Here is a 19751-nt window from a genome sequence, read left to right as displayed (position 1 = left end):
CCATATATGTACCATATAGCACGGCGGAGCGTGACGTTCCGGCACAGTCAGCCACTAAACACCCTAACTCGACAGTGACTATCAGTACCTACCTACGCTGTAGAAATTGGGTGACGCCGACGTAACCGGATACCTGTGCGGTTACCCGGTAACGTGTATGTCAGCAAACACATATATCAGTTCGGTCTCGTACCAGGTAACGCAATGATAGTAGCTCTTCGGACGACGGACCGCCACACGACCACCGCCGCGACGGAGGTTCCGAGATGAGCGTCGCGCTCCAGTTCGCGTCTCCCGGCGCGGACGTCGCGTTCCTCCTCGCGCGCGTCCTCTTCGGCGCGGTGCTCGCGTTCATGGGGCTCAACCACTTCATGAACCTCGACCACATGACCGGCTACGCGGAGATGAAGGGCCTGCCGGCACCCCGCCTCGGTGTCGTCGTCTCCGGCGGGATGCTCGTCTTCGGCGGCCTCGGCATCGTCCTCGGCGTCTTCCCCGCGCTCGCCGCCGGGGCCGTCGCCGTCTTCCTCCTCGTCGGGACGCCGGTGTTCCACAACTTCTGGGCGGTCCCCGAGGACCAACAGGAGTCCGAGATGACCGGCTTCCTCAAGAACGTCGTCATGCTCGGCGGCGCGCTCGTCTTCCTCGCGCTCAGCGGGACGACGTGGTCTTACGCCGTCGGCCTGACGCTGTTCTAACTCCGCCGACGGACCCGCGCACGACTTTCGACGCGAACCCCGAACGCACGACCGACGCGTCGCGGTCCCACAGATTCATCGGCGTCCGAACCCACCACACTCCCGTTCATGACCCACGCAATCCCGGATTCGATACGCGCACGCCTCCCGCCGAGTAGCCGACCGCGCCCGCCCGCGGAGGCGAGTCGCTGATGGACGGCGCGCCCGACGCCTTCGGCTCGCCGTACCGCCTGCTTTCGGGGGCCGTGGTGCCCCGCCCCATCGCGTGGGTGAGCACCCGCGGCGACGACGCCGACAACCTCGCGCCGTACAGTTTCTTCACCGTCGCCAGCGTCGACCCGCCGGTCGTCGTCTTCGCCCCGGTCGGCCGCGGTCCGTCGCTGAAGGACACGCCGCGAAACGCCGTCTCGCGCGGCGAGTTCGTCGTCAACGTCGTCACCCGAGACGTCGTCGAGGCGATGAACGAGACGGCCGCGACGGTCCCGTCCGGCGTCGACGAGTTCGACCACGCCGGCATCGAGAAGGCCGAGGCCGTCCGCGTCGACGCCCCGCGCGTCGCCGACGCCAAAGTCGCCTTCGAGTGCTCCCTCTACGACAGCATGGAGGTCGGCTCTTCGACGCTCGTCCTCGGCGAGGTCGTCCACGCGCACGTCGCCGACGAGGTGCTGACCGACGGCAAACTCGACACGACGAAACTCGACGCGGTCGGCCGACTCGCCGGCAGCGAGTACGCGACGACCGACGACCGGTTCGACCTCGTTCGCCCGGACTGACCTCCAGTTACGCGTGGTGATAATGGGGCGCGAAGCTTTATCGCGAGATACGCGGTCTGTCGGAACAATGAGCGACGTGTCGTTGTCGAGCGTGCTCTCGTTTCTCGATACCGACGACGCGGCGACCGTCGTCAAGCGGGTCCGCGCGGCCCGCGGGGAGCGGACGAAACGGAGCGTCCGCGACGGGCGGACGTTCCTGTTTGCGGCCCCCGACAGGGAGTCGCAACCGACCGAAGTCGTCTGGATAGACGTGGAAGCCGCGTTCGACGCCCGGAGCGTCGAGGCGTTCGCCGAGCGCTGCGACGACCGCGGCGTCGACGGGACGCTCCTGACGACCGGCGACGAAGCGCGGGCCGCGGAGACCCTCGCGCTCGCGTTCGCCGCCGACGAACAGCTCGACGAACCCGACGAGGACGGCGACCGCGCCCTCCTCGTCGACCCCGGCGAGGTCGAGGCCCCCATCGACCTCGTGGCGCTTCCCGACCTCGTAGAGGCGCTCGAAGACGCCGACCTCGACGAGGCTATCATCGACGAGTATCACGAGCCGCACGAACCGGAGTTCGAGGACATCGTCGACGAGATCGACGCCGAGGAAGCCCGCGCCGCGGCCGAGGCGGACGCCGCCGAGGAAGCCCGCTCCGGTCGCGCGCTCGCGCTCCTCGTCGCGGCCGTGGTCGTCGTGGCGGTCGCCGCGGCGTTCGTCCTGCTCGGTCCGTTCTGAGCGGCGTTCGGACCCAGTTTCGGGGTCACTCACTCGGGGTCTCTGTCACCCGACGGCGGCTCCCCCGCGGGTCGCCGCGCCGCGAGTCGCTCGATTCTGCGAAGCGCGACCGCACAGACCGCGGCGTACGGCCCCGCGAGAACCGGGACTTCGAACGCCACCTCACAGCGGTCGAGACCGATGGGGTTCACGCGATGTCCCGTCGCGCGAACCCCGGCCACGCGCCACGTCCACCGACGGGCCTCGTCGTCGCACGTCTCGATGCTGAACGGGACCCAGACGCCGGCGACGCGGACCTCGCCTCGACTTCCCGCCTCGATTCGCCCGTCGACGCCGCGGACGGCCGACACGCTCGGCCCCCAGTCGGGCCAGTCGGCGACCGACACTAACACGTCCCACGCCGCGTCCGCGGGAGCCGAAATCCGCCGGGAGACGGCCAGTCGCCGCCCGTCCGGTGTTCGTTCCACACGCGTTCGGGTCCGGTTCGACTCGCCCCTCATATCTCCTAGTATGCTAATAAGTCGTAATATAATATCGCCGAAATCTTTATCCACGAATCGTGGTAGCAACTACCAAGGCAACACATGAGCAACACGAGTGACCGCCCGAAGACGATGCGAGACGTCAGCCACACGCCGCCGACAGGCGAGAGCGTCACGAACGTCTGGGAGCGAGGGCACGAATCCGAGTCCGCAGAGTAGGCGGCAGAGCAGACGACGCGACGAACAGCAACGAACCATCCGCATCGGGTCCGACCGACCAATCGAACCGAACCCAGCTAATCGACCACGATACGACAACCCACGTAACCGAACGAGCGATACTGCATCGAACTCGACCGCCTCCCGCTGGAGAGGGAGAACGTGCGTCCTTCCTGCGCACTGTTGCGACCGACCCGCGCCGGCCCTCCCGCCGGCGCGCACTCGATTTCCGACCGACTATACTCGTTACCCGCCGGTGTCGACACCTATCGGGACGTTTAACCCCGAGTCCGACGGGCGTTCGAACATGAAGGCCACCGCCAAGGCCCACCCGATTCAGGGCCTCGTGAAGTATCACGGGATGCGAGACACGGAGCGCCGAATGCCGTACCACGACAGCATCAGCGTCTGCACGGCCCCGAGCCACACGAAGACGACCGTCGAGTTCCTCCCCGACGCCGACGAGGACACCTACGTCATCGGCGGCGAGGAAGTCGAGGGCCGCGGCGCGGAGCGCATCCGAGCCGTCGTCGACCGGGTCCGCGAGCTGGCCGACTTCGACCACCGCGTCCGCCTCGAAAGCGAGAACTCCTTCCCCTCGAACATCGGGTTCGGGTCGTCGGCGTCCGGGTTCGCCGCGGCCGCGATGGCGCTCGCCGAGGCGGCCGGCCTCGATATGACGCATCCCGAAGTCTCGACCATCGCTCGCCGCGGGTCGGCGTCCGCTGCCCGCGCCGTCACGGGCGCGGTCTCGCACCTCTACTCGGGGATGAACGACACCGACTGCCGCTCCGAGCGCATCGAGACCGACCTCGAAGACGACCTGCGCATCGTCGCCGCGCACGTCCCCGCCTACAAGGAGACCGAGCAGGCCCACGCCGAGGCCGCCGACAGCCACATGTTCCAGGCGCGGATGGCCCACATCCACGCCCAGATAGACGACATGCGCGACGCGCTGTACGACGCCGACTTCGACGCCGCCTTCGAACTCGCCGAGCACGACTCGCTGTCGCTCGCGGCGACGACGATGACCGGGCCCGCCGGCTGGGTCTACTGGCAACCGCGCACCATCGCCGTGTTCAACGCCGTCCGCAGGCTCCGGAACGAAGAGGACGTGCCGGTCTACTTCTCGACCGACACCGGCGCGAGCGTCTACGTCAACACCACCGAGGAACACGTCGACCGCGTCGAGGAAGCCGTCGCCGACTGCGGCGTCGAGACCGACGTGTGGGGCGTCGGCGGCCCCGCCGAGGTGCTCGACGAGTCCGAGGCGCTGTTCTGAGCGCGCGGCCGACCGCCGCGAACCGCGCCCGCCGTCACCCTCTTTTCTCTCGCGCCCCACCCGTCAGTCATGCGTGTCCTGGTTCTCGGTGCCGGGTACGCGGGCCTCACGCTCGCCCGCGACCTCGAACGCCGACTCCCCGCCGACGCCGACCTGACCGTGGTGAACGACGCCCCGCACCACCTCGTCCAACACGAGGTCCACCGCGCGATTCGGCGACCGGCGGTCGCCGACGCCATTCGGGTCCCCCTCGACGAGGCGCTCGACCGCGCCGAGGTCGTCGTCGACCGCGTGACCGGCGTCGACCGCGACGCGCGAACCGTCGAACTCGCCGAGGGCGACGCCATCGACTACGACTACTGCGCGGTCTGTCTGGGTGCTGAGACCGCCTACTACGGCATCCCCGGCCTCGAATCCCACTCGGTCCCGCTGAAGCGCGTCGCGGACGCGAAGGCCATCCGCGACCGCTTTTTCGACGACTGCGACGAGGGCGGCACCGTCGTCGTCGGCGGCGCGGGGCTGTCGGGCGTGCAGGTCGCTGGCGAACTCGCCGCGCTCCGCGACGAGGAGGGCGCGCACGCCGATATCGTCCTCGTCGAGCAACTGGACGCCGTCGCGCCGTCGTTCGACGAGTCGTTCCAGCGGGCGGTCCGCGACGAACTCCTCGACAGGGGCGTCGATATTCGGACCGAGACGACCGTCGAGTCGGTGACTGACGCGACCGTCGCGACCGACACCGGCGATATCGACTACGACCTGCTCGTCTGGACCGGCGGCATCGCCGGCGACGAGGCGATGGGCGGCGAGCGACCCGCCGTCAGGGCGGACCTCCGACTCGACCGCCGGACGTTCGTCGTCGGCGACGCGGACCGTGCCGGCGAGCGCCTCCGCGGCGCTCCGCGAGGCGAAGACGGTCGCCGGAAACGTCGCCGCGCAGGTCGAGTTCGAGACCGCCGGCGGCGAGAACGACTTCGCCCCGCGGCCCGACCCCTACCGCTTCGAGGTGCCCGGCTGGATTGTCTCGGTCGGCGACGGTGCGGTCGCGCAGGTCGGCCCGAGCATCTTCCGCGGGAAGGCCGCGAAGGCGATGAAAGCCACCGTCGGGGCGGGACATCTCACCTCCGTCGGGGCGATTTCGCGGGCGGTCGACCTCGTCGACGAGGAACTGCACGCCTGACGCGGCGCTGACAGCAGGACCGCGCCGAAGAGCGGTCACTTCCAGAGAAGTTCTTTATCCGATGACGGAGTATCTCCGGCTATCGTCTACGATGCCGGGCACGACTGAGACTGCGCCAGCGGAGTCACGGTTCGGACCGTGACCGCCGAACGAGGCGCGCGATGAACTGGCAGCACACGGCCTACGCCTACCCGATGGTCTTCGCGGCGGTCGTCGCCGCCGTCCTTTCGGCGTACGCGGTCCTGTTCGTCCGCCGCCGCGGGCGGAACCCGACCGTCGTCTCGTTCGCCGTGCTGACGGCCGCCGTCGCCTTCTGGACCGCGACGACGGCGGTCAAACTGCTCCTCGTCGACCCCGGCGCGAAACTGCTCGCGTACAAGCTCCTCCACGTCGGCGCAATGGCGGCCGCGCCGACGTTCTTCGTCTTCGCCCTCGCGTACACCGGCCGCCGGGAACTGCTCGACCGCTACGTCGTCGCGTCGCTGTACGTCGTCCCGGCGGTGTTCCTCGTCGTCCTCTTTACCAACCCGCTGGAGCTGGGCTACACCGGCTGGCAGTTGTCGACCGTCGACGGCGTGACGACGCTCTCGGTCACCGACGGCCCGGTGAGCGTGTTCGGCCTCGTCTACGGCTTCGTGCTTCTGTTCCTCGGGCTCGGCGTCATCGGCCAGTACGCCGTCGAACTCGACCGCCCCTACCGGACGCAGGCGACGCTCCTCCTCGTCGGGATGGTCGTGCCGTCGGTCGTCGCCGCGCTCGAACTCACCGGCGCGCCGCCGCTCGCCGGCGGCGTCAACCTCATTCCCGCCTCGCTCGCGGTCCCCTCGGTGACGTTCGGCATCGCCGTCTACCGCTACAAGCTCCTCGACATCCTCCCGCTCGCCTACGCGGCCGCCGGCGCGCACTCGACCGACGGGCTCGTCGTCCTCGACGCCGACGAAGTCGTCGTCCACGTCAACGACCACGTCCGCCCGCTGTTGGGAGCCGACGGCCCGCTTCTCGGCCGCCCGGCGAGCGAGGCTGTCCCGAACTACGGCGACCTCGCCGGCGACGCCCCGACGTGCGACGCGCTCGTCGCGGGCGAGCGCTACGTCGAACTGACGCGCATCCCGCTCGGCCGAGGGGGCGACTCGATCGGGTGGGTCGTCTCCGTCCGAGACGTGACGCCGCGGAAGCGTTACGAACTCGCCTTGGAGTCGAGAAACGACGAGCTGGAGGTGCTCAACCGCATCGTCCGCCACGACATCCGAAACGACATGCAGCTCGTGACGGCGTACATCGACATCGTCCTCGACCACGAGCCGCTGTCCGACGAGGCGCGGTCGCAGTTGGAGACCGCGCTCCGGCGGGCGCTCAACACCGTCGACCTCACCGACGTGCTCGGACAGCTGATGCGCGCGACGAACGACGACGAGCGCCGCAGACCGCTCGACGTCGGCGACGCGGTCCGCGAGGCCGTCGAAGACGTGCGCGAGGGGCATCCGAACGCGACGTTCGCGGTCGGCGACCTCCCGTCGGCGACGGTGTTCGCCAACGACCTGCTCGACTCGGTGTTCGTGAACGTCCTGAAGAACGCGGTCGTCCACAGCGACCGCGACGAACCGTCGATTGCCGTCGCGGGCACCGCGGACGGCGAGCGCGTCACCGTCCGCATCGCCGACGACGGCCCCGGCATCTCCGACGAACAGAAGTCGGTCGTCTTCGGGAAGGGCGCGAAGGGGCTCGAAAGCCCCGGCACCGGGACCGGCCTGTACCTCGTCGACACCATCGTCTCGAACTTTGGCGGCACCGTCCGCATCGAGGACAACGAGCCACGAGGGTGCGTCTTCGTCATCGAACTCCCGCTCGCGGCCGTCGAGGCCGCCGACTGAGCCGACCGGCTTGACCGACTGAGTTGGCGTGTTCGACCGACTGACGCCCCGACCACAGAATCAACTCGACGCACGTTTTCCTCGGTGTCACAACTGTTATCGCTCCCGTATATGATAATCAATCATGGACTATTCGGTCTCGGACGAACAGCGGGCCATCCGCGAGGAGGTCCGGCGGTTCGCCGAAAACGAAATCGCACCCGTCGCGGGCGAGTACGACGAGGCGGAGCGGTACCCCGCGGACATCGTCCGCGAGGCGTCGAAGATTGGGCTGACGGGGGCGCACTTCCCCGTCGAGTACGGCGGCGTCGGCTACTCCTCGCTGGAGAACGCCCTCGTCACCGAGGAGTTGTTCGCGGTCGACCCCGGTATCGGGCTCTGCATAACGAGCGCCGGCTTCGGCGCGGAGGCCATCATCAGCTTCGGCACCGACGACCAGAAAGAGCGCTTCCTGCCGCCGATTACGGACGGCGAGTCCGTCATGGGCGCGGCCATCAGCGAGCCGCAGGCGGGCTCCGACGTGACCTCGGTGCGCACCCGCGCCGAGAGGGACGGCGACGAGTGGGTGATAAACGGCAGCAAGATGTGGATAACGAACGGGAGCGTCGGCGACTACTTCGTCGTCATGTGCCGGACCGACCCCGACGCGGACGACCGCTACGCGGGCTTCTCGCAGCTCATCGTCGAGGCCGACCGCGACGGCTTCGCCGCGGACAAGATAACCGGGAAGATGGGCATCCGCGCCAGCGACACGGCCGAACTCGTCTTCGACGACGTTCGCGTGCCCGCGGAGAATCTCGTCGGCACCGAGGGGATGGGCTTCCTCCAGCTCATGCAGTTTTTCGACGAGACGCGGACCGCGGTGGCCGCGCAGGCGGTCGGCATCGCCAAGGGTGCCTGCGAGCGGGCGCTCGACTACGCCAGAGAGCGCGAGCAGTTCGGCCGCTCCATCGGCGACTTTCAGGCGATTCAACACAAGCTCGCGGAGATGCACACCGCGACCGAGGCCGCCCGGCAGTTGACCTACAAGTCGGCGTGGAGCGTCGACAACGACGAGGACCGACTGACCGCGCTCGCGTCGATGGCCAAGGAGTTCGCCTCGAACGTCGCCACCGACGTGGCCGACGAGGCCGTCCAGATTCACGGCGGGGCCGGCTTCGTCAACGACCACGACGTCGAACGGCTCTACCGCGACGCGAAGATAACGCAGATTTACGAGGGGACCACGGAGATTCAGAAGAACATCATCGCCCGCGAACTGCTCGGCAAGGGCTTCTGAGGCGGGTCTGACATTGCCCGCGACTCGCGGAACCTCGCCGCCGCGGTCGGCGCCGCCCGTGGACGAGGTTTTACCGCCGCCGCTCCAAGAGTGAGCGTGGCACCGTTCGACGCGATTCTCTTCGACCTCGACAACACGCTCTGTACGAACGACCAGAGCGGCGAGACCATCTACGCCGGCGCGTTCGACGCCGCCGGCCTCGACCGCTTCGGCGAGCCGTCGGACCTCTGGGCCGCCCTCGACGGCCCGCCGGACCACGGCGACCACGAGGGCTACCTCGCCGACGGCTTCGAGCGCGTCGCCGCGAAGCACGACCGCGAGGGCGTCGACGCCCGGGCGCTCGCCCGCGGGTTCGTCGAGACGGTCGACTACTCGGCCGTCTCGTTCCGACCGGGCGCGAAAGAGGCGCTCGCCGCCGCCCGCGACCACGCGTCGGTCGCCCTCGTCACCAACGGGCCCGAGCGACGGCAGTCTATCAAACTCGACGCGCTCGGCATCGTCGACGCGTTCGACGCGGTCGTCTTCGCGGGCGATATGCCGCGGCGAAAACCCCATCCCGACCCGTTCGACCGGGCGCTCGCCGACCTCGACGCCGAGGCGGACGCGAGCCTCCACGTCGGCGACTCGCTGGAGTTCGACGTGGACGGTGCCCACCGCGCCGGCCTCGACGCCGCGTGGTGCCCGGTCGATATCGGCGACGAAGGCGACCCCGACCCGGCCTCGTACGCGCCGGCGTACGTCCTCCGGTCGCTCGCCGACTTCCCGGCGATTCTGGACGGCGGCCCGTGACTCGGCTCCCGCGGCGTCGGGGTGGCCATCGACGCCCGGTCCGCGTCCGCTGGACCTTTGTTCGCGTCGCCCCTAGAGTGGTTCCATGAACCCCGTCGAGGGCGTACTCGCCCGCGAGTTCCCCGAGCGACGCGTCGCGGCGACGGTCCGCGTCCCGAACGGGAACCACAAGCGGACCGCGGTGGCGACGTTCGCCGACGGCGGGGAAGTCGTCGTCCAGACGGCGGCCGACGCCGCGGCGCTCGCCCTCGAAGCCGCCCTCTCGCGGGCGGTCCGCGAGCGCACGTCGATTCCGGTCCCCCGCGTCCTCGCGTCGGGCGCGCTCGACGGGGTCGGCTACGTCGTCGCCGAGCGCGCCCCGGGCGACGAACTCCACGAGCGGTTCGTCTCGCTCGATTCGGCGGCTCAGCGACGCGTCGCCCGGTCGTTCGGCGTCGGCCTCGGCCAACTCCACGAGCGGTTTTCCTTCGACGGCTACGGTCGGCTCGGTCGGCCGGCCCGCGGGAGACGGCGAGCCGACGGGGGGAGCGCGACCGAGTTCGAGTCGGAACCGGTCCGCGGGTTCGACGCCGTGAGCGCCGGCGACGACGACTGGGAAGCGTGGTTCGCCGCCTACGCCCGCGAGGGAATCGCCGCGCTCCCGCCCGCGTTCGACGGGGTTCGAGAGCAGTTGGAGGAGGCCGTCGCGGCCGCCTCGCTCCCCGTGAACCCGCCGTCGCACCTCTACCCGTGGGATTTCAGACCCGGGAACGCGCTCGTCGCCGGCGAGCGGGTCTCGGCCGTGCTCGACTGGGGACGACCGATAGCCGCCGCGCCGGGACTCGCCGTCGCCAAGGTCGAACACCTCGTCGCCGACTGGTACGTCGAAGACGGCGCGCCGCTCCGTCGGGCGTTCCGCGCGGGCTACGAGTCGGTCCGGCCGCTCCCGCCCGTACCGCGGGCCTACCGGGTCGCCGCCGTCGTCCGCTCGGCGGTCGATTCGGCGGGTGAAGTGACCCGCCCCGGCTACCCCGAGCGGACCGGGTCGGCCGCGGTCGACTTCCACCGGGCGCGACTCGACGCGCTGTTGTGAACGCGGTCTGAGTCGGTGCTGTCGGCCCCGTTCGAAGCCGCGCTGTGACTCTCGGCGACACGAACTACTAATTCGGAGTGCGTGGTATGGTCACGCATGGTACGAGAAGACGGCAAGCGAAACTTCGTCCTCGTCGAAGACGGCGAGGAGACGAGCGTGTTCAGCGGAACGTATCCCCGGCAGGCGGCGCTGAAAGCCGCCCGGCGGCTCCACCCCGCCGCGAGCCCCGACGACATCGACGGGAAGGCGACGCTCAGGCTCCGCGAGCGCGGGACCGACCGGGTCCACGTCTACGAGGGGTGGGCGTGGACCGAGGAGAAAGACGACGACGCACCCGAGTGGATGGACGACTACGTCACCCGGGCGAACGTCTCGAAGCAGGGCATCGAACACCTCGAAGCGTAAGCCTGAGACGCTTCGGCGGGTCCGAGGAACCCGGCTTCGTTTTTTTGCGCGTCGCACGCCGAGCGTCGAGTCCCCGGTTCAGTCGCCGGCCTGCGCCGCCTCGCCGTGGCCGCCGTGTCCCTCGTTTCCGACCGAGTCCGAGCGGTGGAGCCAGTAGAGGACGCCGAACAGGCCGGTGGCGAACACGTTCAACACGAGTTTGTAGTCCGCCTCGATGCTCACCTCCGCGATTTGGACGCTCTCGGGCGACGGGATGAGCCCCGCGCCGAGGAAGACGAAGTGGATGACCACGCCGGTCAGCACCGCCGCGACGAATATCATCCCCGAGAGCATCGCCGCGAACTTCGTCCCGTAGTACTCGCGGTAGGCGTCCATGATGGGCGGGACGATAAGGTCGGCGTAGATGTAGCTCAGGACGCTCCCGAACGGCAGCCCGTTCGAGAACAGCACCGCCCCGAACGGGACGTTCCCCACCGAGCAGACGAAGGTGGCGACGCCGATGACGGCCCCGAGGACCGCGGTCCAGAAGACGTACACCGGCAGGCCGAACGTCGGCCCCGAGAACACCGAGGTCCACACCGCCTCGGGGATGAACCCGGCGATGAGGCCGGCGAAGACGAAGCCGATGGCGATTTCGTCCCAGAGCATCCCCCACTCCTTCCACTGCTTGTCGGCGAGCGCCTTCCACCCCGACAGCGACGTGGCCCGCTCCCGAATCGTCGTGTTGGCCTCCTCGGGGTCGAAGCTCTCCTTGCACGACTTCGAACAGAAGTAGAACGTCCGCCCGTCGTGTTCGACGGAGTACTCCGTCTCGTCGGGATCGACTTCCATCCCGCAGACGGGGTCGCGGACGGTCTCGGACCCCTCCTCTTGGACGTTCTGTCGGGCCTGTTCGACCACCTCGTCGGGAACGAGGTAGACGAAGCCGAACGCCATCAGCCCGATGAGCATGAACCCGCCGAGGATGTCGGCCACGAGGAACTGCCAGCCGAGCAGAATCCAGATGACCGCGCCGATTTCGATGACGAGGTTGGTCGAGGCGAACATGAACGCTCCGAGCGTCGCCGCCGCCGACCCGCCCTTCTTGAACAGGTTCTTCGCGGTGGCGATGGCGCTGTAGGAACACGACGAGGAGACGAAGCCGAAAAGCGAGCCGTAGCCGATTTCGCGGGGGCCGTGACCCTCCAGTAGCTCCGAGACCTCCTCGCCGGAGGTCCACGCCTCGACGCCGCCGGCGATGGCGAAGCCGACGACGAGCGCCCACCACGTCACCCACGCCATGGCCGCGGTGGTCGAAAGCGCCTCTCGGGCGCTCTCGACGAGGAACGTCCCGAGCGGCTGTTGCGTCGTGAACACGCCGAGCCCAACCGTCGCGAGCGCGATGGTCGTGAGGATCGCGTATTCGGTTCGGTCCATGTGGTTGGATATGAGGGGAGCCATCCCTAACTGGGTTGTGCCTAGCAGAATCGGGGGTTCGGCGCGGCGCGAGTTTGGGTTGTGAAGTCCGTCGGGGAAGCGAGCTTGGAACGTGAGGGTGAACCTCCGAGACGAGCCGTCGAAGCACCGTCAGTCCGACGTGCGTTCCAGTGAGTGACGCCCCGTTGGGACGCGAGACGGTCGGTCCCAACCGGGACACACCCGGACAGTTATCTTCGAACAGAGCCTATTTCGGTCTCGTGACTATCACTACAGAGATCGTTATTCGCTCGTCTGCCCTGCCGTTCGTCAGTCTCGCACAATCGGTCCCGTCGAACCAAATCGAGTGCGTACACGGGCTCTGTCACGAGGGGAACTCCCGCGTCTTCATGGTCTACGTCGAGCCCGACGCGGGCGTGTCCGAAGCCGACCTCCTCGCGTTCGACGAAGTCGTCGCGGCCGACGCGCTCGGCCGCGCGAGCGGCAAAGACGTCTTCCAGACCACTATCGAACTCGACGACGTCGTCTCGGAAGCGTTCGCCCCCGAGCGGTTCACCGCGACCCAGATGGAGCGGACGGTCGTCACGCCGGAGGGGTGGTACGAAAAGAAGCTCTTTCAGAACTACAACGCGTTCAACGGGATGCGGACCCGCTGTGAGGAGTACGGCATCTCCATCGAGCTCATCTCCATCACGCAGAACCCGCGGGAACGCGACGAGTCATCGCAGTACGGGCTGACCGACCGCCAACAGGAGGCGTTGACGCTCGCAATCTCTCGGGGGTACTACGAGAGCCCGCGGCAGGTTTCGACCGAAGAGCTCGCCCAGGAGATGGACATCTCGCAACCGTCGATGTCGAGTCTCCTCCGCCGCGGCGAGCGTCAGCTTCTCACCTCCGCGCTCGGCTCGCAGGCGCAGGTCAACACGGTCAGCAGATAACGGCGAGTCTGTCTTCGTGTGCTGACGGCCGGAACGCCGAACTGACGACCGCATTTAAACGTCCCTTCTAGATAGCATCGAAACCAAGTCGTACGACACCCGACTGAGGGGTGGAGACAATCATGGATATCACCGAAGCCGGTACGAACCCGTCCGTCGAAGGACCCGAGGAATACTTCACGGGAGACACCCGAATCGATCCCCTGTTCGACGCCCAGGGGGAGGCCCGCGCGGCCGCGGCGAGCGTCACGTTCGAGCCGGGCGCTCGCACCGCGTGGCACACACACCCCCTCGGCCAGCGACTAATCGTGACGAGCGGGTGCGGCCTCGTGCAACGCGAAGGCGGAGAGATCAAACAGATTCGCGCGGGCGACGTGGTCTGGTTCCCGCCGGGCGAAAAGCACTGGCACGGCGCGACGCCCGAAAACGCGATGACTCACATCGCCATCCAGGAAGAACAGGACGGCGAGGCCGTCTCCTGGTTAGAACACGTCAGCGACGAGGAGTACGGCCCGGCGTCGGAGCGCTAACCTACCGCCGCGACCGAAACTGAACCCGGCCCAGCCCTAACTCCGCCACCGGCGGCTCGTTTGCGACCCGGCCGCCGTCTCGGAGCCGCGCGGTGGCCGCCCGGGTGGCGGACGACACGCGTCAGTATTTAAATCTACTTTGTAGATAGCGCCGAGTTCAGGGAGCTTCTGCGCCTCCATTGAGGTACGTCCCACCCATGAAAGCAGTACGTATTCACGAGTACGGTAGCCCGGATGTCCTCCGGTACGAAGACGTAGACGAGCCGGAACCGGCCCCCGACGAAGTGCGCGTGCGGGTGCGCGCCGCCGGCGTGAACCCGGTCGACTGGATGACGCGGAAAGGCCTCGTCGAGCGCGACGAACTCCCGTGGATGGTCGGTTGGGACGCCGCCGGCGTCGTCGACGCTGTCGGTTCCGACGTGAGCGACCTGGAGGGCGGCGACGAGGTGTTCGGTCTCGTCGAGTTCGAGTACGGCGGCGGCACGTACGCCGAAGCCGTCACCGCGCCGGAAGACGAGCTCGTGCGGAAACCGGCGTCGCTCAGCTTCGAGGAAGCGGCCGGCGTCCCGATGGCGGCGCTGACCGCGTGGCAGGCACTAGAGGCGGTCGATGTAGACGCCGGCGACCGCGTTCTCATCCACGCCGCGGCCGGCGGTGTGGGTCACTTCGCCGTCCAGTTCGCACGGGAGCGGGACCTCCACGTCATCGGCACCGCCTCGGGATCGAACGAGGAGTACCTCCGAGAGCTCGGCGTCGACGAGTTCGTCAACTACCGCGAGCAGCGCTTCGAAGAAGTGCTCGACCCGGTCGACGGAGTGATCGACGGCGTCGGCGGAGAGACGTTCGACCAGTCCCTCGAAACCCTGAAGGAAGGCGGTGTCATCGACAAGCTCCCGAGCCCGCCGACCCCCGAGCAACAGGAACTGGCGGACGAACAGGGCGTCGAAGCGATCATGACGAACGTCCGCTGGAACGGAGACTGGTTCGAAGCCATCACCGAACTACTCGCAGACGGCACCGTCTCGGTGACGCTCGACACGGTGTTGCCGCTCTCCGAAGCGCGGGAGGCCCACCGACTGAGCGAGGAGAAACACGCCCGCGGGAAGATTATCCTCACGCCCGGCGACGACGAGTCCGCGTCGAACTAACTCGTCGCGGTCGCGTGTCGATGTCGCCCGTCATCGACGCGTTCTGATCCCCGGACGGCTATTTAAACGGGCTTTTCGTACAGCAGTACCCTCAAGCGATTTACCGTCGTTATCCTAGTCATGGCGACGAGACCGATTCGACCCGCGGGAAAAAGAGCCGACTGCTGTCGCAGGGCGACCACTGCACGCGAACAGCGACGGGTGGGTGCGAGCGCCCACCGTTCCCGTCTCCGCCGCTGTGGGACAGACGAGGAGGTTCGCCGATGACCGCGTGGGACGACGCCGAACTGCGCGAAATCGCGGCCCCCAACGACCTGTACGTCGCGCCGTTCCGCGAGGACGGCGAGACGTACGGCACGCCGACCCGAGTCTGGTCCGTTCGCGTCGACGACGGTCTGTACGTGCGCGCCTACAACGGCCGAGACTCCAGTTGGTATCAGGCCGCCGTCCGGGAGAACGCGGGGCGAATCGAAGTCAACGACGAGACCAAAGCGGTCGCCTTCGAGGCGGTCGACGGACCGATAAACGACCGCATCGACGACGCCTACCGAGAGAAGTACGAGGGGAGTTCGTATCTGAGCGCGATGATTAGCGACCGCGCGCGCTCGGCGACGGTCCGGGTCGTGCCGAGGGAACAAGGCGACTGACCGTTCTCGCGGAGTTACAGCTACTGACTTTTTGTCGCAGTAGCGAGCTCGTCAACGGCGAAGTAGAGAACAGCGAGTGAGCGAGCGCCCCGTAAAGGGTGCGGTGGATGGATAGGTTAATTCGAAACGGCTTTTTAATTCACAACGTTGCTTGGTACGTCTCTGACCACTCTGCTGGTACAGGTAGGTCACGGAGAACACGGCTTTGTAGGCGGTAGAACCCATTTGCTGCCTTCTGACAGTTAGATTCCATCCACAGCCGTGCCTTGGGACTATTCAGATATTCAAGCAGCTCGTCGAAGGGTACGTCTTCCTTCGGGATTAGATAGTACACACTGTGTTTTGGGACAACAGTTCCCTTTTTCTCCGCCCAGAAGCGTGGTTCTTTAGCGATGTCCTTGAATACTATCTTTGGCTGTAACAGGTCCTGCATCGGTGGATTTTCATGCCACGCATACCATCTCTTTCCAGTCTTTTTCACACAAGAACGGTCTTCGAGGCGTTCTCGGTGAAGCTCGGCCCAGTCACCAAAGGCACCAAGTTCGTCTTCGTCTGGCAGCGTCCCGTCTTCTTGATAGGGACAGATGAACACTGAATCCGTGTACGGCCCGTCATTTGATCTCAATTGACGGCCAGAGACAGTAGGATAAATCCAATCTGGAACGAGTTGTGCAGGAACGTCCTGACGGTCAGCGACGAATACAGAATCAGCACCGGTCGCCATTCCGGGTGAGATACGAACCGTGACATCACCGAGGGTTGTACCAGTTTCCAGATCCTCGAGGTCAGCACCTCTTACTGAAGCGGCCCAACTCTCACCATCTTCTGGGAGCGCGGTTGTATGAGTAGATCCATCCCTTAGTTTCACATGGGTGGGTCCAGTTTCCGTACGCCGAATTGTCGTAATACAGGGGAACGTGACCAACCCCGAGAACGAATCTTCGTCGATATGAACGACATCTTCGACGTGGAAGTTATCAGAGGTGAGCAGCCGTCTAAGTGGTTCAGCAGCATCGACGTACTCGAACTTTTCTGGTGTGATAAAAGAGAGAACACCACCGGAAGATAGTAGTTCCAAAGAGCGTTCGTAGAATAATAGATAGAGGTCGAATCGACCGACTGCAGTCGAGAACTCCTCTTTGTAGCGGTTCTTTTCTTCACCCGAGAGACCTTCAATGGGAACATACGGTGGATTGCCTACAATGAAATCAAACGTCTCCGACTCAAGCATCTGAGGTCCAAGATAATCTTGTTCGACAAACTCAACGTGCTCAAGGCCGCGATTTCGTGCAGCATCCAAGTGCTCTGGATTCGTCTCAATAGCAAGCCCGTCTGGAAGGCCCCAACCCTCTGATTCACAAACCTGCTCAACAACTGCAGCGAAAGGTCCTGTCCCACACCCAGGATAGAGTATCCGGTCACTCTTCGTAGGCTGTCTATCTCGAAATAAACGTTGGACTATTTTTTCAGCCAGGTCATGTGGCGTAGGAACGTGGCCTTTCATACCAAGAGTTACTAGATAATCGAAGTTAAAACTATATAAAACTCGAGTAGATCTCAGTCGAACAATGTATCTTGCTCGTGGTCGATATGGGCCTGTACATGAGAGACAAGTGATCGAGCAAAACGTTCGAATTCGAGTTCTTCGTTCGGTTCTCGGTATTCGCCATTTATCCCTATGTCTTCGTTACTCAAGAGGAATGTCGCACCATCAACGAGCCTTTGACGTAGCATCCGAAGACAAAGCAGTTCCATCCTGTCAATATATCCTGCATTTTGGAACTCGTCATCTGCAGGGAAATTTGGTTCTCGGAGAGACCGTGTTTTTCTAGACTCGTCATCGTCTACAAATAACATAAGGTAACCAATCCACGGGGCGGGTGATGGTTCAAATAGACCCTCTTCGTACGCTTTGAGTATGTCGGTATTATTCCCAATGACCTCTTCAGCACGGTTATTCAGATTGTTGCCAATCGAGCTACCTTGTGACTTGTACTCAATGGCTGCCAGAAGGTTGCCGTTATAGACAACTGCAGTATCCCACTCCTTCTCGTGTCGGTAATATCCTGGTAGTGTTGCATGATAGTCGTGCTTTACAGCATCGCGGGGAACGCCAGCCTCGACTAGTAGCTCCTCAACCAGTCCCGCGAACCCATTCATTTGCTGGCCACCAAGAACCTCTGGGCGTCGCCCATGAGCAACGTTATCAGACTTCTCGTGTTCTTCAGCTTGTCCAGATAGCGTCATATAGTAGTGTTGGACAACATCTGAAACCCGCGAATCGAGATCTTCGAACATGAGATAGAATGACGACGTGCCATTAGTATATGTACTGGTGTTAACTCAGATAGTCAGGAGGTTTGGCTACTCCGTAGAACTCTGAGACAAACGCAACTCGTGGAACTCTTCCCAACTCTCGAACTGCTCCTAAAACAGATCACTCAGCAGGTTCTACGCCCACGGCGCGGCGTCGTCCGGGTCGTACGCCTCCAGCGTCGGTTCGAGGTTCGCGAGCGAACCGCCGAACAACTCCTCATCGAGCGAGTCTGAATCGGCGTCCCAGTCGCGGTGGAACGTCACTTCGTCCTGTGTGTCCTCGGAGACAGCGTCGGGATCTGTCTCTCGGCGTTTCAATCGCGCCACGAAAAACCGGAGTTCATGATAGGCGCGGCTGGATTTGAATCGCACTCGCTCGCTAGTTCAACTCCGTCGCGGAGATGGGTCTCCGCTCACGTTGTTCGCGGAAGAATCATGGGCGCTGCAGGGGTTCCGTGAACGGGGTATATAAACCACCTCTCGCGTTCGGATATGTCGAACACTCATTGTTCTACCACGGGAGGTGATTCCGCCGCTGTTCGGCCCGCTCACGCTCTCCACGGCGGTCATAGTGCTTATCGAGCACCAAGTCGCTCGCGTCGAGGCGGTCAGACACCACCCGACGCGGCACTTCCTCCCGCCGATAGAGCGTAACCACGCCCTTCCGAACGTCGTGGGGAGACCGAGAAGACGGACACGTACTGACGTGATTCAGCTCCACCGCCTCGCACGTCTCGATGTCTCGATTGTGCGGGCAACCCTGATTCAGCCAGCACGGGCGAGTGACCACGTACACGTCCTGCCGAATCGTACTCGCCGAGACGCGCCCGTGAGAAGTCGTCAGTAGCGGCTTCCGACCGAACTCGTCGGTCGCGTCGACGCGCGGGCCGTCGATGTACGCCTGTAACATCGTGCCCACCCGGTCAGACACCGAGTTGAACCGCTCTCCTTTCTCGCCGTTCTTGATGGGCGTGCCCTGGTCGGGCCGGTGCTTGTACCGGACGACCGGCGTCCGGCCGTCGAGGTCGAGGTCACGCAGGTCGAGGCCACGAATCGCGCCCATCCGCGCGCCCGTCTCCCACAGCAACGCGAATTCGACGTGCCGCCGGGAAGCGTAGTGGTAGCGGTGGAGATATTCGAGGATGTCAGTTGCCCGGTCCGGTTCGAGCGTCGAATCACTCACGTCGTCCGTCCCGGACAGCTTCGGTAGCGGCACCCGCTCGTAGAAGTCCTCGGGAACCGCGTGGATGTTCGCCGCGAACCGGAGGAACGCCCGAAGCGTAGTGAGCTGTGATTTGAGCGTGACCGGCGCGATCTCCTCCGGCGTCTCGCCGTCCTCCGCACCGAAGTTTCCTTCGCGCCTCCAGACGCGGAACTCGTAGAGGTCCCGGCCGTCGAGCTCGGTCAGGTCGTCGACGCCCGCTTCTTCGCACCACTCGACGAACGCACGGAGTCGGTACTTGTGGGACTTCAACGTCCAGTCCGCGAGTTCGTCCTGGCGGGCCTCCAGGTACATTCGGACCGCGCGAGCAGGTTCGAGCGATTCGAGCTTACTCATCGAATCACCCCCGAATCGGGTTCACTTCCGGTCCATTCGCTACGCTTACAACCGCGGTGCGATAACTGATTCATGGCTTCCATTGTGAGGCCGCGGTCCGGGTCGAGGGTGCTGGCTTTGGTAGGGTGAGCTTACTCATCGAATCACCCCCGAATCGGGTTCACTTCCGGTCCATTCGCTACGCTTACAACCGCGGTGCGATAACTGATTCATGGCTTCCATTGTGAGGCCGCGGTCCGGGTCGAGGGTGCTGGCTTTGGTAGGGTGAGCATCCTCGAAAGGGACCGTCAGCCGGGTAATCCATTCGAGGGGGCTAATTAAAGTACTGAGCCATGGCCCCGGAGTGAAAGTGTACGTTTGAGCGAAAGTGAAGCCGCTTTCTGTCAGTCTATCAACAGCCGTTCGTCGTGGGGCTTCAATAGCCCGAGTC

The 19751-nt window shown here is 65.1% G+C and carries 19 protein-coding genes and 1 pseudogene; 14 read left to right on the top strand and 6 right to left on the bottom strand.

The features are described 5' to 3' along the window. Nucleotides 1-266 precede the first annotated feature (266 nt). The 3 genes from BN996_RS07720 to BN996_RS07710 all read left to right on the top strand — a co-directional run bounded on the left by BN996_RS07720 (nt 267) and on the right by BN996_RS07710 (nt 2192). Nucleotides 267-698, top strand: a complete 432-nt coding sequence (locus BN996_RS07720; RefSeq protein WP_089778013.1) for a DoxX family protein — start codon at nt 267-269, stop codon at nt 696-698. 191 nt (nt 699-889) lie between these two features. Then, nucleotides 890-1471 (top strand): flavin reductase family protein, encoded by a 582-nt coding sequence (locus BN996_RS07715; protein WP_089778011.1) that lies wholly within the window; start codon nt 890-892, stop codon nt 1469-1471. 67 nt (nt 1472-1538) lie between these two features. Then, nucleotides 1539-2192, top strand: a complete 654-nt coding sequence (locus BN996_RS07710; protein WP_089778009.1) for a hypothetical protein — start codon at nt 1539-1541, stop codon at nt 2190-2192. Nucleotides 2193-2221: 29 nt separating this feature from the next. Here the strand turns inward: BN996_RS07710 and BN996_RS07705 are convergent, their stop codons facing one another. Further along, entirely contained in the window at nt 2222-2692 is a 471-nt protein-coding gene (locus tag BN996_RS07705; RefSeq protein ID WP_226908722.1) for an SRPBCC family protein, read from the bottom strand. Nucleotides 2693-3200: 508 nt separating this feature from the next. Here BN996_RS07705 and mvaD point away from each other — a divergent pair. The 7 genes and pseudogenes from mvaD to BN996_RS07670 all read left to right on the top strand — a co-directional run bounded on the left by mvaD (nt 3201) and on the right by BN996_RS07670 (nt 10768). After that, nucleotides 3201-4175, top strand: coding sequence for a phosphomevalonate decarboxylase MvaD (mvaD, locus tag BN996_RS07700; RefSeq protein WP_089778007.1), 975 nt, complete (start codon nt 3201-3203; stop codon nt 4173-4175). A 69-nt stretch (nt 4176-4244) separates the two neighbouring features. Then, nucleotides 4245-5352 (top strand): annotated as a pseudogene (locus tag BN996_RS07695) (NAD(P)/FAD-dependent oxidoreductase). 161 nt (nt 5353-5513) lie between these two features. Beyond that, on the top strand, nt 5514-7223 hold the full coding sequence (locus BN996_RS07690) for a sensor histidine kinase (protein ID WP_089778005.1): 1710 nt from the start codon (nt 5514-5516) through the stop codon (nt 7221-7223). A gap of 124 nt (nt 7224-7347) precedes the next feature. Next, the gene (locus tag BN996_RS07685) at nt 7348-8502 is read left to right on the top strand and encodes an acyl-CoA dehydrogenase family protein (RefSeq protein ID WP_089778004.1); all 1155 of its coding nucleotides are present in this window, start codon (nt 7348-7350) and stop codon (nt 8500-8502) included. A gap of 96 nt (nt 8503-8598) precedes the next feature. Further along, the gene (locus BN996_RS07680) at nt 8599-9291 is read left to right on the top strand and encodes an HAD family hydrolase (protein WP_089778003.1); all 693 of its coding nucleotides are present in this window, start codon (nt 8599-8601) and stop codon (nt 9289-9291) included. 85 nt (nt 9292-9376) lie between these two features. After that, nucleotides 9377-10363 (top strand): phosphotransferase, encoded by a 987-nt coding sequence (locus BN996_RS07675; RefSeq protein ID WP_089778001.1) that lies wholly within the window; start codon nt 9377-9379, stop codon nt 10361-10363. Between the two features lie 96 nt (nt 10364-10459). Beyond that, nucleotides 10460-10768: a non-histone chromosomal MC1 family protein gene (locus BN996_RS07670; RefSeq protein ID WP_042662490.1), complete on the top strand. Its 309-nt coding sequence runs from the start codon at nt 10460-10462 to the stop codon at nt 10766-10768. Between the two features lie 78 nt (nt 10769-10846). Here the strand turns inward: BN996_RS07670 and BN996_RS07665 are convergent, their stop codons facing one another. After that, complete coding sequence (locus BN996_RS07665; RefSeq protein WP_089777998.1) at nt 10847-12184, bottom strand: permease; 1338 nt, start codon at nt 12182-12184, stop codon at nt 10847-10849. Nucleotides 12185-12444: 260 nt separating this feature from the next. Between BN996_RS07665 and BN996_RS07660 the strand changes: the two genes are divergently transcribed. From BN996_RS07660 to BN996_RS07645, 4 genes are all read left to right on the top strand, one after another. Continuing rightward, nucleotides 12445-13122, top strand: a complete 678-nt coding sequence (locus BN996_RS07660; protein ID WP_089777996.1) for a helix-turn-helix domain-containing protein — start codon at nt 12445-12447, stop codon at nt 13120-13122. Between the two features lie 122 nt (nt 13123-13244). Further along, nucleotides 13245-13652: a (R)-mandelonitrile lyase gene (locus tag BN996_RS07655; protein WP_167344114.1), complete on the top strand. Its 408-nt coding sequence runs from the start codon at nt 13245-13247 to the stop codon at nt 13650-13652. Between the two features lie 197 nt (nt 13653-13849). Further along, on the top strand, nt 13850-14800 hold the full coding sequence (locus tag BN996_RS07650) for an NADP-dependent oxidoreductase (protein ID WP_089777992.1): 951 nt from the start codon (nt 13850-13852) through the stop codon (nt 14798-14800). Between the two features lie 263 nt (nt 14801-15063). Continuing rightward, nucleotides 15064-15447, top strand: a complete 384-nt coding sequence (locus BN996_RS07645; RefSeq protein ID WP_042662485.1) for a DUF2255 family protein — start codon at nt 15064-15066, stop codon at nt 15445-15447. 139 nt (nt 15448-15586) lie between these two features. On the opposite strand, the gene BN996_RS07640 is transcribed toward BN996_RS07645, so the two are convergent. The 4 genes from BN996_RS07640 to BN996_RS07625 all read right to left on the bottom strand — a co-directional run bounded on the left by BN996_RS07640 (nt 15587) and on the right by BN996_RS07625 (nt 19321). Then, entirely contained in the window at nt 15587-16951 is a 1365-nt protein-coding gene (locus BN996_RS07640; RefSeq protein ID WP_089777990.1) for an Eco57I restriction-modification methylase domain-containing protein, read from the bottom strand. Nucleotides 16952-17004: 53 nt separating this feature from the next. Next, nucleotides 17005-17745: a PaeR7I family type II restriction endonuclease gene (locus tag BN996_RS07635; RefSeq protein WP_089777988.1), complete on the bottom strand. Its 741-nt coding sequence runs from the start codon at nt 17743-17745 to the stop codon at nt 17005-17007. Between the two features lie 153 nt (nt 17746-17898). After that, complete coding sequence (locus tag BN996_RS20070; protein WP_167344100.1) at nt 17899-18081, bottom strand: hypothetical protein; 183 nt, start codon at nt 18079-18081, stop codon at nt 17899-17901. 193 nt (nt 18082-18274) lie between these two features. Further along, a complete protein-coding gene (locus BN996_RS07625; RefSeq protein WP_089777987.1) occupies nt 18275-19321 on the bottom strand; it encodes a tyrosine-type recombinase/integrase in 1047 nt (348 codons plus the stop codon). Nucleotides 19322-19751: the final 430 nt, after the last annotated feature.

This window comes from Haloferax massiliensis (assembly GCF_001368915.1).
GTDB classification, from domain to species: Archaea; Halobacteriota; Halobacteria; order Halobacteriales; family Haloferacaceae; genus Haloferax; species Haloferax massiliensis.
The sequence above is the reverse complement of the archived record's forward strand: the minus strand, read 5'-3'. Positions and strand labels throughout refer to the sequence as shown.